Source organism: Streptomyces sp. NPDC054047, from assembly GCF_055585065.1.
The window spans coordinates 987,716-1,001,134 of the sequence record NZ_JBVJKV010000002.1 but is presented as its reverse complement, the minus strand read 5'-3'; the positions used below and the strand labels follow the sequence as shown (position 1 = coordinate 1,001,134).

General features: G+C 67.4%; 17 protein-coding genes. 9 read left to right on the top strand and 8 right to left on the bottom strand.

Translation table 11 applies throughout. The features are described from left to right. Positions 1–62 precede the first annotated feature (62 nt). Together ACZ6ZP_RS10990 and ACZ6ZP_RS10985 are read right to left on the bottom strand one after the other, a co-directional pair. Entirely contained in the window at positions 63–1,289 is a 1,227-nt protein-coding gene (locus tag ACZ6ZP_RS10990; RefSeq protein WP_469406409.1) for a sensor histidine kinase, read from the bottom strand. After that, entirely contained in the window at positions 1,286–2,092 is an 807-nt protein-coding gene (locus ACZ6ZP_RS10985) for a hypothetical protein (RefSeq protein WP_469406407.1), read from the bottom strand. The genes ACZ6ZP_RS10990 and ACZ6ZP_RS10985 overlap by 4 nt, the downstream gene beginning before the upstream one ends. A 156-nt stretch (positions 2,093–2,248) precedes the next feature. Here ACZ6ZP_RS10985 and ACZ6ZP_RS10980 point away from each other — a divergent pair, with 156 nt between their 5' ends. Next, a complete protein-coding gene (locus tag ACZ6ZP_RS10980) occupies positions 2,249–2,587 on the top strand; it encodes a hypothetical protein (protein WP_351161351.1) in 339 nt (112 codons plus the stop codon). A 119-nt stretch (positions 2,588–2,706) separates the two neighbouring features. Here ACZ6ZP_RS10980 and ACZ6ZP_RS10975 read toward each other — a convergent pair whose 3' ends face one another. Beyond that, a complete protein-coding gene (locus ACZ6ZP_RS10975) occupies positions 2,707–3,477 on the bottom strand; it encodes an NPP1 family protein (RefSeq protein WP_399974046.1) in 771 nt (256 codons plus the stop codon). 1,091 nt (positions 3,478–4,568) lie between these two features. On the opposite strand from ACZ6ZP_RS10975, the gene ACZ6ZP_RS10970 reads away from it, so the two are divergent. The 5 genes from ACZ6ZP_RS10970 (at position 4,569) to ACZ6ZP_RS10950 (ending at position 8,575) form a co-directional block, all read left to right on the top strand. Next, positions 4,569–4,898, top strand: coding sequence for a hypothetical protein (locus ACZ6ZP_RS10970; RefSeq protein WP_351161621.1), 330 nt, complete (start codon positions 4,569–4,571; stop codon positions 4,896–4,898). 58 nt (positions 4,899–4,956) lie between these two features. Then, a complete protein-coding gene (locus ACZ6ZP_RS10965; protein ID WP_190084597.1) occupies positions 4,957–5,268 on the top strand; it encodes a pore-forming ESAT-6 family protein in 312 nt (103 codons plus the stop codon). A 165-nt stretch (positions 5,269–5,433) separates the two neighbouring features. Further along, a complete protein-coding gene (locus tag ACZ6ZP_RS10960; protein ID WP_469406404.1) occupies positions 5,434–5,730 on the top strand; it encodes a DUF6507 family protein in 297 nt (98 codons plus the stop codon). Beyond that, complete coding sequence (locus tag ACZ6ZP_RS10955) at positions 5,727–8,204, top strand: hypothetical protein (RefSeq protein ID WP_469406403.1); 2,478 nt, start codon at positions 5,727–5,729, stop codon at positions 8,202–8,204. Before ACZ6ZP_RS10960 ends, ACZ6ZP_RS10955 begins: the two co-directional genes overlap by 4 nt. Positions 8,205–8,248: 44 nt before the next feature. Next, a complete protein-coding gene (locus ACZ6ZP_RS10950; protein WP_383823381.1) occupies positions 8,249–8,575 on the top strand; it encodes a toxin-antitoxin system YwqK family antitoxin in 327 nt (108 codons plus the stop codon). A 1,050-nt stretch (positions 8,576–9,625) separates the two neighbouring features. On the opposite strand, the gene ACZ6ZP_RS10945 is transcribed toward ACZ6ZP_RS10950, so the two are convergent. Further along, positions 9,626–9,835, bottom strand: coding sequence for an EF-hand domain-containing protein (locus ACZ6ZP_RS10945; RefSeq protein WP_383823626.1), 210 nt, complete (start codon positions 9,833–9,835; stop codon positions 9,626–9,628). A 200-nt stretch (positions 9,836–10,035) separates the two neighbouring features. Between ACZ6ZP_RS10945 and ACZ6ZP_RS10940 the strand changes: the two genes are divergently transcribed. Then, entirely contained in the window at positions 10,036–11,115 is a 1,080-nt protein-coding gene (locus ACZ6ZP_RS10940; RefSeq protein WP_361461285.1) for an integrase core domain-containing protein, read from the top strand. Between the two features lie 73 nt (positions 11,116–11,188). Continuing rightward, complete coding sequence (locus ACZ6ZP_RS10935; protein ID WP_351161346.1) at positions 11,189–11,359, top strand: hypothetical protein; 171 nt, start codon at positions 11,189–11,191, stop codon at positions 11,357–11,359. A 181-nt stretch (positions 11,360–11,540) separates the two neighbouring features. Here ACZ6ZP_RS10935 and ACZ6ZP_RS10930 read toward each other — a convergent pair whose 3' ends face one another. The 3 genes from ACZ6ZP_RS10930 to ACZ6ZP_RS10920 are packed head-to-tail and all read right to left on the bottom strand — an operon-like array spanning position 11,541 to position 12,118. After that, a complete protein-coding gene (locus ACZ6ZP_RS10930; RefSeq protein WP_351161344.1) occupies positions 11,541–11,747 on the bottom strand; it encodes a hypothetical protein in 207 nt (68 codons plus the stop codon). Positions 11,748–11,762: 15 nt separating this feature from the next. Beyond that, entirely contained in the window at positions 11,763–11,912 is a 150-nt protein-coding gene (locus ACZ6ZP_RS10925) for a hypothetical protein (RefSeq protein WP_351161341.1), read from the bottom strand. Then, the gene (locus ACZ6ZP_RS10920) at positions 11,909–12,118 is read right to left on the bottom strand and encodes a hypothetical protein (RefSeq protein ID WP_351161339.1); all 210 of its coding nucleotides are present in this window, start codon (positions 12,116–12,118) and stop codon (positions 11,909–11,911) included. Before ACZ6ZP_RS10920 ends, ACZ6ZP_RS10925 begins: the two co-directional genes overlap by 4 nt. Positions 12,119–12,523: 405 nt before the next feature. Between ACZ6ZP_RS10920 and ACZ6ZP_RS10915 the strand changes: the two genes are divergently transcribed. Further along, positions 12,524–12,907 carry a nuclear transport factor 2 family protein gene (locus ACZ6ZP_RS10915; protein ID WP_361461290.1) on the top strand — a complete coding sequence of 128 codons (384 nt, stop codon included), beginning with the start codon at positions 12,524–12,526 and terminating at the stop codon, positions 12,905–12,907. Positions 12,908–12,927: 20 nt separating this feature from the next. On the opposite strand, the gene ACZ6ZP_RS10910 is transcribed toward ACZ6ZP_RS10915, so the two are convergent. Continuing rightward, positions 12,928–13,293: a PH domain-containing protein gene (locus ACZ6ZP_RS10910; RefSeq protein ID WP_351161333.1), complete on the bottom strand. Its 366-nt coding sequence runs from the start codon at positions 13,291–13,293 to the stop codon at positions 12,928–12,930. Between the last annotated feature and the right edge of the window lie 126 nt (positions 13,294–13,419).

Here is a 13,419-nt window from a genome sequence, read left to right as displayed (position 1 = left end):
CCCGGTGCGACCGTTAGTGACGCGAGTCGTGACCCGACTCATGACGCATCTCATGACGCATCTCATGACGCGGCCTCCTGCCGAAAGTGTTCCTCCGCGGGCAAGGTGGCGGCGACCCGGAAGCCACCCTCCCTGATGGGACCGGCGTCGAACGTGCCGCCGCAGACGGCCACCCGCTCGCGGAGCCCGATCAGGCCGTGCCCGGTGGACAGTTCGGAGCCGGCTGCGGCCGGGGTGCCCCGCCCGTCGTCGGCGACCTCGACCCTCAGCCGCCCGTCGGCCCGGGACCAGTCGAGGCGTACGACCGTGGCGGCTCCGGGGCCCGCGTGCTTGGCCGCGTTGGTCAGCGCCTCCTGCACCAGCCGGTAAGCGGTCAGGTCGACGCTCCTGGCGAGCGCGGCGGGGGCACCGGTCACCTCCAGGCGGGCGCGCAGGCCTGCCTGGCGGGCCCCGTTCAGAAGCGGGTCCAGATCGGCGAGCCCGAAGCTCGACCCCTCGGCGGCGAGCCGCTCGCCGTCGGTGCGCAGCACCAGGAGCATGTGCCGCAGCTCGGCGACGGCGGTCTTGCCGCTGGACTCGATCTGGTCGAGCGCGTGCTCGACCCGGTCCGGGTCGGCCCGCAGCACATGGCGGGCACCCCCGGCCTGGAGCACCATGACGGTGACCGCGTTGGCGACGATGTCGTGCAACTCCCGTGCCGTGCGCGCACGTTCGGCCAGGGTCGCGTCCTGGGCACGCGCCAACGCCAGCCGGTCCCGGGCTGCCGCCGCACGCCCCGCCCGCACACCCCGGCCGACGGCCCACACCTCCAGGTTGAGCATCCCGTAGAAGCAGGCCACCCCGATCAGGGAGGTGAGCCGCTCCGCGGCGGGTACGTCGGCGAGCGCCGCCCGCACCGAGAGCGCCACCGGCACCGTCACGGAGGCCAGCGCGAGCGCGGACAGACGGGCGCTCCGGAGTGCGGCGACGGTGTAGAGCGCGGCGAGCAGGGCCAGGGTCGGGCTGTAGTCGAACACCCCGGCGGCGGTGAGGAGTTCACCGCCGAGAGCGTGCGCCCACAGGTAGCCGAACACCGCCCGGGGCGCCCGCCGCCGCGCCGCGAGCGCCGCATAGCCGAGGACGGCGTACCCGACCGTGAACAGCCGGTCGGCCAGGCCGACGTTCGGGAGGGCGAAGTCCGAGAAGAGGAACAGGTCGGGCAGCAACAGGGCGACGGCGAGCACCGAGTCCTGAACGGCGGGAGCCGCCCGATACAGCCGGCCGAGGGCGGCTCCGGGTCTGGCGGTCATGGTCGGGTCGGTGGGCGCGGATCGCTGGGGCGCGGCGGGCGCGGGTCACCGGGGCGCGGCGGACGCGGGTCACCCGGGCGCGGCGGACGCGGGTCACCCGGGCGCGGCGGGCGCGGGCCATCAGGACTCGGCGGGTCATCGGGGCGAGGCGGGTGGGGGAAGCAGGTGCGGATGACCCGGCACGGCCCGGCGGCGAACGCGTCGAGCTCATCCTCGCTCGCCCCGGCCCCGGCCCCGACCCTGGCCCCGGCCCCGCTCAGGCCCACCCTTCCGGGCCGGTCAGGCGGCACCGGCGAGTCGTAGCCGAGCGTGCGCATCGCCGCCCACAGGTCGCCGCCCTCGGCGAGCAGCGCCTCGGTCAGCCGCCGCTGGGTGAAGGACTCGGCACGCACCACGTAACGGGACCGCCCGGCGAGCCGCACCACGCTCGCCGCCGCACCCCACACGCCCGGCCCGTCCGGCGCTTCCGGCACGTCCGGCACGTCCGGCACGTCCGGCACGCCCGTTGTACCCATCGCACCCATCGCACCCGTCGCCCCCGTCGCACCCGTCGCGGATACATCGGAGCCGAGACGCTCCACACCGACCACGGCGATCCGCTCCACGGGCCCGCTGTCGGCGGGCACCGGTGTGATCACGGCGACCAACTCCCCCTGCGGCTCGGCGAGGAGAGGCGGCGGATCCGGGGCCAAGAGGGCGTCCCTGTCGACGAGCAGGGCCCTGGCGCCGATCGGTTCGAGGGTGACGTCCGCGGCCGTGACCAGCACGGTTGTCTCATCCATGGGGTCGCGCGAGTCGCTCATGGCTCCATGAAACTGCCTAGGCGCGACGCAGAAACGTACACCCTGGGTCGTACACCGCTAATCCACTCCAGAGTGGACGCGAGGGTACCCCCGATGCGCGCATTCTCATGGGTGTCGGAAACACGTCCGACGGCCGGAACGAACCGGGAGCAACTCATGGGACACCAAGTCAAGTTCTACCAACTGCGATGCATCGAGACCCAGGACGACGGCGAGGACGAGCTGTGGGTGGACTTCCGCGGCCAGCGTGTCTGGGGTCGCGGCGACATCAACAACGGAAACGTCATCAACGTCAACAACGGGCCGTTCTCACTGGTCAACAGCGGGGCCGACGTCGTCTCCATGTGGGACAAGGACGACTTCGACCCGGACGACCACCTGGGCGACTTCCACATCAGCCCGTCCGTCTCGGGCCGCGGCGAACAGGTCGCCGTGTTCCGCAAGGACGGCGCCCACTACACACTCACCTACGAGGTGCGGCCGGACAATTGGTAGACCGTTCCTCGCGTACGGCACTCGCGTACGACACTTCAGGCGTCCGGGACCGCCACGGCGACCCCGGACGCCGCCGGGCACCGGCAACCCCGGCAACCCCGCCAACCCCCAGCCGCCCGTCAGGCGTTGGGGTCGAACGGGATGCCGGCCGGCTTGGCCTTCTCGAGGTGGTAGTTGAAATTGCCGTCCTTGAGCCCGAAGACGGCACTGCCGAAATCCGCCTGGCTCAGTTTGTCCCGCACGCCCGCGGGATAGCCGTTCCAGCCGACGAGGCCGGGGAACTGCCATGTCCGCTTGTGGTTCTCCGGCGGCTCGTCGTTGGAACCGGCAGGGCGGAAGCAGTGCGTACTCACGCCGTCCTTGTGGTACACGATCTTGGGATGCGTCCCGTCCCAGCGGATCTGGTCACGACCGTGGACGTCGAAGTTGCCGTGGGCCGAGGTGGAGACGTAGCGCGCTTCGTTGCCCTGCACCCACACCACCACGTGTTCCCAGTCGTGACGGTGCCCACCGAGGCCGCTTCCCGCGACGGCCTGGTCCTTCTCGAAGTACAGGCCGTACATGATGGCGCACCAGTCGTTGTTGCACTTGTACCGGGCGTACCCGTTGGTGTTGTCGAGATCCCAGGAGTCACGGCACTGACCGTTGACGGCACCCGACGGCTTCAGCCCTCCGTTGACGCTGCCGTCGGGACCGATGGCGGGCGTCGGATAGCAGCCGTCGGTGTCGTAGTCGTAGGCCGGCTGAAAGCTCTGCTCCAGCCCGTCAGCGTTGGCGGGCAACGACCTGGGCGGTTCCGCGAGCGCACTCCCCGGAAGAGCGACGACCAGCACAACGGCACTACCGAGAACGAACGAGACTCTGCGAGCACGCGAGCTCTTCTTCACCATGTCCTCCTGATCCGTCGCGGTGTGGGGCCCACGACCAGGAATGACATGCCCAGAACAAGCGCATCACACGCACTTCCCCCCGAACACGAAGTAGGGGCCATCCGAAGATGGCCCCTACCTGCGACGTTTCCGTCGGGACGACAGGATTTGAACCTGCGACCCCTTGACCCCCAGTCAGGCGCGCGATCCTGGTTCGGAGTCCTGACGGCCTGTTGGCGCCCGTACGCCACTGTACGCAGAAGTACGGCGCCAAAGAGTTGCGTCAGATCGCCGCCTCACTCCCCCGGCACCAATGCTGGTGCCAGCCTGCCACCCAGCAGGCCGTCCGTCACGATCTCCCGAACGGCACCCGATCGCCGGTACGTCACGGCGAGCGCCGTACAAGCCGGCGATGTCGGCCTTTCGGCCTCACAGGACAATCACCCGATCCAGCACACGGCCGTACGTCATCCTGTGGCGTTGGGGAACTCATCGGCGGCGGGCGGGCCGCCCCGCCGCCGCCAGGCAGGCAGGCAGGCAGGCAGCAAACGTCTGCACCCGCGAGCGCCCTCGCTGCATCGGCGACAGCGACGCTGCCCACCGCAGAATTGCCGCCCCCTGCCCGCCACTGCACCAGCACCCGCCGGTCGACAAGCCAACGAATGACTCGAACCACTCGCCCCTCGGCCGTCCACGCTGGGCGTCGAGAACGCCTTGACTCGACGACCATGTGTACAGGCACTTATCCGCAGGCAGCGCTTCTGACTGCGTCGACCGCCGGTTGCGTCCTGCATCAGGCCTCGTCGCGCCCTGCCCGTGACGCAAGGTCCCGGCCACGTAACTCCCCTCAGTACCTGCCCGCGCGGCCCGATCCCTGTGATGCCGAACTGACACGCTACTGGTGAGCACGGAGTTGGTTGCTCACGCCAGGACACCGCCACTGACGCCATGCGACAGATCACGCCACTTCAGTCCAAACGACGTTGCGTATGCAACGCGTGATGGGAGAGGATGTTCGATACGCTACGGGGCGTGAGTGATGTGTGCGGCTGCTGTGACTGACAGACAACGAGCGGCGCACACCATAGTTGGCGAGTTACGGGGGTGGACTCATGAAGTTCGACATGGGAGACACGACTCTCGCGGTGCTGGGGAAGAACACCGTGGGGTCCAGCGACGATCTGGGGACGCTGATCAGCTTGCTGGTCCAGGCGGCCGAGCCGCTGGAGGGCAAGTTCAACGGGGCGGGCAAGGCGACCTTCGACTCGTTCAAGCTGCGCGCTGACGAGATCACTTCGGATCTGAACGGGGCACTGTCCTCGATCCTGGGCGGCCAGGCGGGCATGGACACCGCGTTCGGCTCCGGTGACCAGGAGCAGTCCGACAACGCCCACCAGAACATGGGCGCGGCCAACTTCGACGGCGCCCGCTTCTCCGCCTGAGCCTGACGAGTTGACTGGCTCGCACACCCAACACTTCACACACAGGGGGAACTTCGCCATGGCTGGAACCCAGGACCGCCGCTCCTACGACACCGGCGCCTCGGCCGACGTACAGGGCGGCCTGCAGATCATCATCGGCCAGCTCGAGCGGGTACTCGGCGACCGCGACCGCGCGGTGAAGGCCGCGATGGCCGACTACCAGGCCGACGGCGTCTCGGACGACTACCACGGCAAGGAAGTCCGCTGGAACAAGGCGGCCAACGAGGTGCGGGAAATCATCCGCCTCGTGCGCACCACGCTGGAGCAGAACGACGGCACCGCACAGTCGACGCTCGCGCGGGCGCGGGCGGCGGTGGACAACATCGGCTGATCGACCGACCGCTGCGAGCCGACGCAGAAACGGGGACACGGGGCTGAAGTAGGGGGTAGGCATGCCGAAATGGGATATTGAGCCGGGCGGGGTGAGTCGCGTCCTGTCGCAGGTGAACGATGTACTGGGCGCCCTGGACCGACACGTCGGTGGGTACGGCGAGACTTGGGGGGCGCAGCGAAGTGGTCCGGAGCCCTCGTATCAGGGGAAGCCGGCGGCGGAGGCCAGAGTCCGGTCGGGGGCCTGGTCGCCTCTGCACTTGTCCAGTTCGCCGAAGGCACAGCCGAGGAAGTGCAGTTCATCGGCGCGCGGGCCGGCCAGTCGGTCAGCGGCGCGGCGCTGGCCACAGCTGCCTACGAGGCGGGCGACCTGGAGATCGCGGCCGAGATACAGCAGTCCGCGGCCAGCGTCGTCGACCCGATCCTGGAGCGTCCCATACCCCTTACGCGAGGCTCTCTGTGATCAGCGCGAAGGACATCCCCCACTTCACCGGCGATCTGGAACAGTTGGAGCAGCACGCCTCCGGACTGCGGAACCACGCCGGCGCCCTGCGCCAGGCGGGCAGTGCGGCACACACCAAGTTCCAGGGACTCGGGGCCTTCTACCATGCACCCGAGGCGGAGAGACTGTTCGCCTCTACGGCTCCGGTGCGTGATCGTTCGGACCTGTTCGCCTCAAAGATCGAAACTGTCGCCGGAGCGCTGGACGACTACGCCGGCGCGGTCCGGCCCATCATCGCCCGCCTGGACCGTCTCCGGACCCGCGTGGCCGACTTCGCGGCGAGCCTGAAGACCGACAGCGGCGAGATCGATGACGAGTGGACCCAGGACCAGGAAAAGATCGACCAGCACGATGCCCTGTGGGCCGAAGTCAACCAGGCCCAGGCCGACTTCACCACCGCTGAGATCGCCGCCAACAACAAGATCACGGCACTGGTGGACGGTCCCCAGTACGTCCAGCAGGGCTACGAGGGCACCTTGGTCCCACTCGGTGCGCAGATCTACGGCTACACCGCTGAAGCGCTCAAGCACGCCGACAAGCTGCCCTGGGGCACCCCGGAGGCCCTCACCTACGACAAGTTCGACCTCTCCCACCACATGGACGAGGCCCGTGTGAGCGTCAAGGACAACGTCGTCGGCACCGTCACCGGCTTCATCGACCTCTTCAGCCCCGGAGCGGACGGCAACGCGGCCCGCAAGGGACTGGGCATGACGGTCCTCGGCCTGGAGTCCTACCTCTTCGACCCGCTCAACCAGAAAGACTCGCCCTGGAAGGAACAGGTTGCCGAGGGCCGCCCGTACACCAAGGCTTTTGCCAAGGGCCTGGTCGGCTGGGACGACTGGGAAGATCACCCGGCCAAAGCCGGTGCCACTGTCGCCTTCAACGGCCTGACCATCACCTCGGGACCACTGGCCGCCGTCTCGCGAATGGCCAAGGGCGGCACCGTCGCCAAAACCGCCGGCGCCCTGGCCAAGGTCGGCGAGGCCATCGACCCCATCAGCGCGACAGCCAAGACCGTCGGCGCCACCACCCGCGCCGTGCCAAAGATCGCAGAAGTCACCGCCCATGCCCGCGCCGGGTTCGGCAACGCGCCCGGCACCGGATCCACCAGCACCGTGCTAAGACTCTCGGCCAACACTGAACTGCACTTGACCAACGGCGAGTTCATCATCCTCAAGGATGGCGTTCCCGACACCACACCGGCGCCGGTCGAACTCCCCGCCAACAGACACACCACATCCCCGGCGCCGCCGCGTGAGCACCAGCTCGTCGGTGCGGGCGTGCGGGGGCCTGAAGCCTCCCCGCACGCAGGGGAGAACTTTCCTCCGCAAGCAAGCCATGGCTCCAACAACGGATCGTCCGCGCATAATCGTTCAAACTCTGGCGGCCAGGCCGAAACGCTCGCCCCGCGCGACCCGGTTCGTGAACCGGCGATGGCCGGTACTCGCGCCGGAGATGGGGCGGCTGGGGCCGTTGGCCGGGCTGGGGATGAACTGCCCGGTGGCGCAGTCAGTCGTCCACCGTCCGGGTCGGCCGGCGATCTGCCGGGCCGGGCGGATCACCATATGACAGGTGGCCCTGCTGATCGCCCGGGACGCGACCCATCAGCCAACCACGAATCGCCCAGTGGATCGCTACGTGACGGCTCCACACCTGTGCACGTGGACCACGGCGCGCGGGGGAACTCGCACGATTCGAGTGCCGCACACCAGGGAGCCGAGCCAACCACTCCCGGACACTCGGAGACAGAGGCAGGTCACGGCCAACCGGAAGGTAACGCGCACGGATCAGGAGACGACGGCCAGCCCCACAACCAGCCAGGCGGTCACGATTCGCCTGCGCCAGGTCCAGGTGAGAAGGTTCTCGATCAATTGGATGACAGCCGGGTGGTCCGCACAAACGGTCTGATCACCCGCGTCGACGGCCGTCCGGTGGCTGACTACCTGGACGACGTTGCCCGTGATCGTGGCGCCGCCTATCGCGCTGCGAAGGAAGCCGGAACCTTCCCTCGGAAACAAACGGGAGCCTGCGTAGGCGCTGTGGTTGATCTGCGGACCGGCACGATCATTGAGGGTATTAACGGCAAGGCTGATGCCGTCATCCCCATCGATGAACTGCACCCGACTCTTGCGGAACGCTACAACTCCATCGGTACGCCGCCTCCTCACAACGACCATCCTCTCGGGCACGCCGAAGTAAAAGCTGCAAACGAGCTACTCTGGGCGCGTACGAAACAAGGATTACCTGATGGAGATGCCGCGCTCGCCGAGATGCGGGCCGCTGTGGAATTTCCGTACCTGTCAGACAAGGCTACGGGCGCCCCTGGGCGTCCAGCCCCCTTCTGCGCGAACTGTAACCACATGCTCCATGGTGTACCGAGTAGTCACGGACGATTCACGGGGTATCCGCCGAGCGATGAGAACTGGATCCAATAATGCCTCCCACAGAGCGAATCGACATCGATGATCCAGAAGTAGACATGGACGAAGCGCAGCACCTTCTTTACCGGGGGGAGCCTTTCACCGGTGAGGTAGTGGAATATCTCAGCGGAAAATTGGTTAGCCTGGATCATTACACCGAAGGGACGCAGGACGGCGTATCGCGCGAGTGGTACCAAGACGGGACTCTGCGCTCCGAGGGCACTGTGCGCATGGGGCTTCCTTGCGGAGAGTTCCGGGAATGGCACCCCAACGGTACGCTGGCGTCTCGGAAAGTGTTTGACAGTGATGGCCTGACGCTACGCGAAGATTTGCAGTGGGATGAGAATGGCCAGCCGACCAAGAGTTGGCGCCTTGGTGATGCTTAGTTCGACTCGTGCACCGGTTCAGCACACCTCGCCGGTGCACGAGTCAGCTAGGCATGCAGTGATCACGACGGTACCTTTTGGTTGACCCTGGGAGACCATGGCTGATCCTCCCTACGAGCACATCACGGCCCGAGGTGCACACTGGTGACTCGCAGTCAGTTTCCATCGTGCCTGGTTGTCGAAGACCGCGACGCCCCTGGACGTGATAGATGCAAGGCGGAGCGGTAGAAGGTAGCTGTGGCAGCCCAGGATTACGACAGCCAGTTGCTCGAGCCGGTGTCTGTTCGACGCCGACGGCTGTGAAATGCCCTCTTGTTCGGGGCTCAGCGGGACAGACAGCAACGGCCACGTGCACCGCGCCAAGGGGACCCACAGGAGCAGGCGCCCCCAGCCGACACCCCCCTCCGACCTGCACCGCATCTCGCCACAGCGTTCAACCTCTGGATGACGTGCGCACCGCGACATGGAGTTCGCGCAGACATGGGGTCGCTGAAACCGTCAAGGGGACGAGTGGGAGCACGACCCCGTGACGAGTATTCGGACAAGGGGGCGAACAGTACGACCCCTTGCCTCAGACACCGGACCCGGCAGCGGAGACGCTCCGTGGGAGCGACCGGATCAGGTGACCAGCCGTCCACCCCCGGTTGTCGTCGCTCCCAGACTCCCGCCCCCAGGGAGCGGCTCCCCGCTCCCAGAATTGCTCCAGAACACGAAGTAGGGGCCATCCGAAGATGGCCCCTACCTGCGACGTTTCCGTCGGGACGACAGGATTTGAACCTGCGACCCCTTGCCCCCCAGTCAGGCGCGCGATTCCGGTTCGGAGCTCTGAAGCGCCATTGACGGTCGTACGACGCCGTACGCGGAACTACGGCGACGCCGAGACACCTGAAGCGGCAAGTCCGCAGCATGCCGCTTGAACTGCGCGGATGGGATTTTCGGCAGGGGCAGTGCTCCCGCTTCGCACTGCCACTCGAGAGCGCCCGGAGAACGGAAAGAGGCCGTCCGCAAACGGCCTCTCATCTCTGCGCCCATGACCTCGGCCGAGCGCTGTCAGGCGTCCTGCATCGGTGCCCAGAACTCTTCGAAGGACATGGTGCCGTCGCCGTCCGTGTCCAGCACGTCGATGAACCGCTGCGCCTGCTCGTCGGTGAGGTGCTCGCCGTTCAGCTCTGCGACGACCTGCCGGTACTCCTTGGCCGTGATCTGACCGTCGCCGTCGAGGTCATACCGGTCGAAGACCTTGCGTGCGGCCGCTTGCATGTCCACCACGTGAGTTCGCCTTTCCTTGTGATGTTCGGAGCGCCCAGGCTAGCGGTCACGCCAGCCTGGGGCGTACGAGATGTTCGCACGCTGCTGCGCGCCTGTCGGTGCCGGAAACTGCGTCACCCGAGATGACCTGCGGGTTCGGATCTACCCGAGCGCGGGAGGCTGGCGGGTACTGTGCGGCATCATGCTGGGTCGTGGCGATACGTCTGATCTATCAACTAGCGTGCCAGCTCTTGGGATGGCTTGTGCTGCTTGCCCGGTCGAGTGCGGCGAAGGACGTCGAGATCTTGACGCTCCGGCACCAGCTCGCTGTCGCGCAACGCATCCAGCCACGGCCTCGGTTTTCCTGGAGCGATCGGGCTGTCATGGCAGCGCTGCTCCGGATGGTGAACAAGAAGCAGCGTGCCCGGCTGGCATTGCTGGTGACACCGCGGTCGGTCCTACGCTGGCACGCACGTCTCGTCGCCCGGAAGTGGACCTATCCACACCGCCGCCCGGGCCGACCTCCGAAGCCGGAAGCACTGCGGCACCTGGTCCTGCGCCTCGCGCGGGAGAACCCGGGGTGGGGATATCGACGGATCCACGGCGAACTGCTTGGTCTGGGACGCAAGGTCGGCGCCTCGACCGTCTGGGAGGTACTGAAGAAGGCTGGGATAGACCCATCACCGCAACGCGCGGACCGCTCATGGGCTGCTTTCCTCAAAGCGCAGGCCTCCGCAATCGTGGCCACCGACCTCTTCCACATCGACACCGTCCTCTTGCGGCGCTGGTTCGTGCTGTTCTTCATCGACCATGGCGCCCGCCGCGTGCACATCGCCGGCATCACTCGACACCCGACCGGCCCCTGGATCACCCAGCAAGCGCGGAACTACCTCATGGACCTGGGTGACCGCGCAGAGTCGGTCAAGTTCCTCATCCGGGACCGCGGCGCCTACTTCACCGACAGCTTTGACGCCGTCTTCCAAGCAGCCGGCGTACGCGTCATCCCCACACTGCCCGCTGTGCCACGGATGAACGGGATCGCCGAACGCTGGATCGGATCATGTCGACGCGAGTCCACCGACCGCATCCTGATCACCGGCGAGCGCCACCTCCGACTCGTCCTCGACGAGTACACGGAGCACTACAACAGTCACCGGCCGCATCGATCCCTCGGACAACGGGCGCCAGGCCGACTCACCGAGTCCGAACCAACTACCGCCACTGGCAAAACCCGCATCTCCCGACGCGATCGACTCAGCGGCCTCATCCACGAATACTCGCAGGTCGCTTAGGGGTGTCATAGCTTCCGGCACGCACAGGCTGCGTCCGACACTGCACGCGTTCAAAAGCGACTACGTCGACGGTGTGCGTGACGGCCTCGAGCGTGTGCTGCGCACACGGGAGCTTTCCGTCGGCGACTACGAACGGCTGACCAACATCGCCTTCGATGACGAGAACTCCCTGTACGGCTATCTGCAGCAGATGCACGAGTACCTCTTTGCAGGCGGGGACGAGCAGCCTGTCCCTCCTGCATAGAGCGCACCCGCAGAGGGCCCGCCGCGCGACGTGTACGCCGATACAGGACCAACCGAGTGCAGTGTTGGACCGCATCCCCCACGGAATGCACCGTTGGCCCGGCTCTTCACCGCCTTAAAACCGGGCTGATCCATCTTCCTGGACCGGCTTGGCCGCCCGTCCTTCCGGGCGGGCGTGGGTCTCAGCCGGCGGACCAGGCGCGCAGCTGCGCAGCGACCTCTTGAGCGTGGGCGCCCTTGTCCTTGGCGCGCATGACGAGCGCGAGTGCGTCCTCCGGCTCGTAGTCCAGCGTGACCCCGTTGGTGTTGAGGAAGGTCTCGGCGACCAGCCAGGCGAAGAACTCGTTCTTCGCCTCCAGCGGCTCGTGCAGCGCGATGCTCTCCAGCATGGCCGCGGCCTTGAGCTAGTCGCTCGCGTACACGTCGCGGCCCATGTAGTGGGCCTGGACTCGGGCGCAGGTTCCGTCGAGCACGCCCAGGTCGAGACAGGCCGGGTCACCCGGGAGGGTCTGCGCGATCTGCAGGAGCTCTTGCGGGGTGAGGAACCGGGTCACGCGGCGTGACCGTGCCGCTGGGGCTCGTGCAGGTCGCGGCTGCCCATGGGCGCGGGGTCGGGCCACGGAGCTGTGCTGATGTCGGCGGCGTGGGTGTCCTGGGCAGCGAAGACCTCGGCGAGCTGCGGGACGCGGTCGCGGGTCTTGCCGAGGGCCTTGAGGAACGGGTCCTCGGCAGCCCCACCCGGCGCCGTGAGCGCTAGCAATAGAGCGGGTGCGGGTCGTCTCTCCGGTCGCAGGACCGAGACCTAGGAGGGCGAGGCCGGGGGCGCGGAGGGATTGGCCCGTGCGCTGCCGGAGTCGGTGGGTGCCTTGGGGACGGTCTCCGGGGCACTCTCACCCCCGGAGGCCCCGGGGTCACCGCACGCTCCAAGGAGCAGCACAGCGGCGAGCACCCCACCGATCCACGGCTTGCGCATACGCCAACTCCCGTTCAGGCGGCCGAAAGAGCCCCTTTGGCAAGCACAGTCGCACGCGCGTGAGAAGACGGCGGGTGGCGCTTTCGGCCCCCGCATTACCCCGGACGTAATCGACCCCCTGCGGCAGCCACGGCAAGCTCAAGCCATCGAAGGCACCACCCCGATACCCCCGATCCGCAGGAGGCACCCGCCATGTCCGCACACGACACTTCCGCGTACGAGACCGCCGTCGCCCGCTACTTCGAGGCCTGGAACACGGAGGGCGCCGACGCCCTGGCCAAGGCCGTGGCCGCCGCCTGGAGCGAGGACGGCAGTTACACGGACCCGCAGTCCGACGTCTACGGGTACGAGTCCATCGCCGCCGTGATCGCGGGAACCCACGAGCAGTTCCCGGGCTTCGAGTTCCGGCTGACCGGGACGGTCGACGGCCACCACCACGTCGCGCGCTTCGGCTGGGAGCTGGTGTCGGTCGCGGACGGCTCCGCCCCCGTCGCCGGTTCCGACGTCATCGTGCTCGCGGACGACGGCCGGATCCGCACGGTGCACGGATTCTTCGACCGGGTGCCCCAGGCCTGAGAGGTCCGCGGGCCTACCGCCTAGCGCGCCACGTACTGCGTGAGGATCGCCTGCACCTCGTAGATGTCGACGCCCTTGGTGAAGGTCTTCTGGATCGGCTCGGGGGTCCCGGAGATCCAGATCTTGAGCTCGGCATCGAGGTCGAAGTGCCCGGCGGTCTCCACCGAGAAGTGCGTGATGCTGCGGTACGGAACGGAGTGGTACTCGACCTTCTTGCCGGATATCCCCTGCTTGTCGACGAGCACGAGACGGCGGTCCGTGAAGAGCATCGTGTCGCGGATCAGCAGGAACGCCGCCTGCACCTGCTCACCGTGGCCCAGCAGACGCGCGTAGTCCTGCTGCGCGGTCATCGGATCGATCGTGTGCGCGTTGCCGAACAGTGCCATGAGAGACCCCCACTATCGAACTGCATTGCGCTTCCAAGAAGTTCCGACTGCAACGCGGGCGTCCCGCCAGGGGATTTGTGGCCGGGAGCACAACCATCGGCCGCATCCGCGTGTCTCGCAGATGAA

What these genes read in the sequence shown, in the direction of transcription:
- ACZ6ZP_RS10990 (WP_469406409.1), bottom strand. Translation starts at nt 1,289, where the DNA reads ATGACCGCCAGACCCGGAGCCGCCCTCGGCCGGCTGTATCGGGCGGCT.
- ACZ6ZP_RS10985 (WP_469406407.1), bottom strand. Translation starts at nt 2,092, where the DNA reads ATGAGCGACTCGCGCGACCCCATGGATGAGACAACCGTGCTGGTCACG.
- ACZ6ZP_RS10980 (WP_351161351.1), top strand. Translation starts at nt 2,249, where the DNA reads ATGGGACACCAAGTCAAGTTCTACCAACTGCGATGCATCGAGACCCAG.
- ACZ6ZP_RS10975 (WP_399974046.1), bottom strand. Translation starts at nt 3,477, where the DNA reads ATGGTGAAGAAGAGCTCGCGTGCTCGCAGAGTCTCGTTCGTTCTCGGT.
- ACZ6ZP_RS10970 (WP_351161621.1), top strand. Translation starts at nt 4,569, where the DNA reads ATGAAGTTCGACATGGGAGACACGACTCTCGCGGTGCTGGGGAAGAAC.
- ACZ6ZP_RS10965 (WP_190084597.1), top strand. Translation starts at nt 4,957, where the DNA reads ATGGCTGGAACCCAGGACCGCCGCTCCTACGACACCGGCGCCTCGGCC.
- ACZ6ZP_RS10950 (WP_383823381.1), top strand. Translation starts at nt 8,249, where the DNA reads ATGGACGAAGCGCAGCACCTTCTTTACCGGGGGGAGCCTTTCACCGGT.
- ACZ6ZP_RS10945 (WP_383823626.1), bottom strand. Translation starts at nt 9,835, where the DNA reads ATGCAAGCGGCCGCACGCAAGGTCTTCGACCGGTATGACCTCGACGGC.
- ACZ6ZP_RS10930 (WP_351161344.1), bottom strand. Translation starts at nt 11,747, where the DNA reads ATGCTGGAGAGCATCGCGCTGCACGAGCCGCTGGAGGCGAAGAACGAG.
- ACZ6ZP_RS10915 (WP_361461290.1), top strand. Translation starts at nt 12,524, where the DNA reads ATGTCCGCACACGACACTTCCGCGTACGAGACCGCCGTCGCCCGCTAC.
- ACZ6ZP_RS10910 (WP_351161333.1), bottom strand. Translation starts at nt 13,293, where the DNA reads ATGGCACTGTTCGGCAACGCGCACACGATCGATCCGATGACCGCGCAG.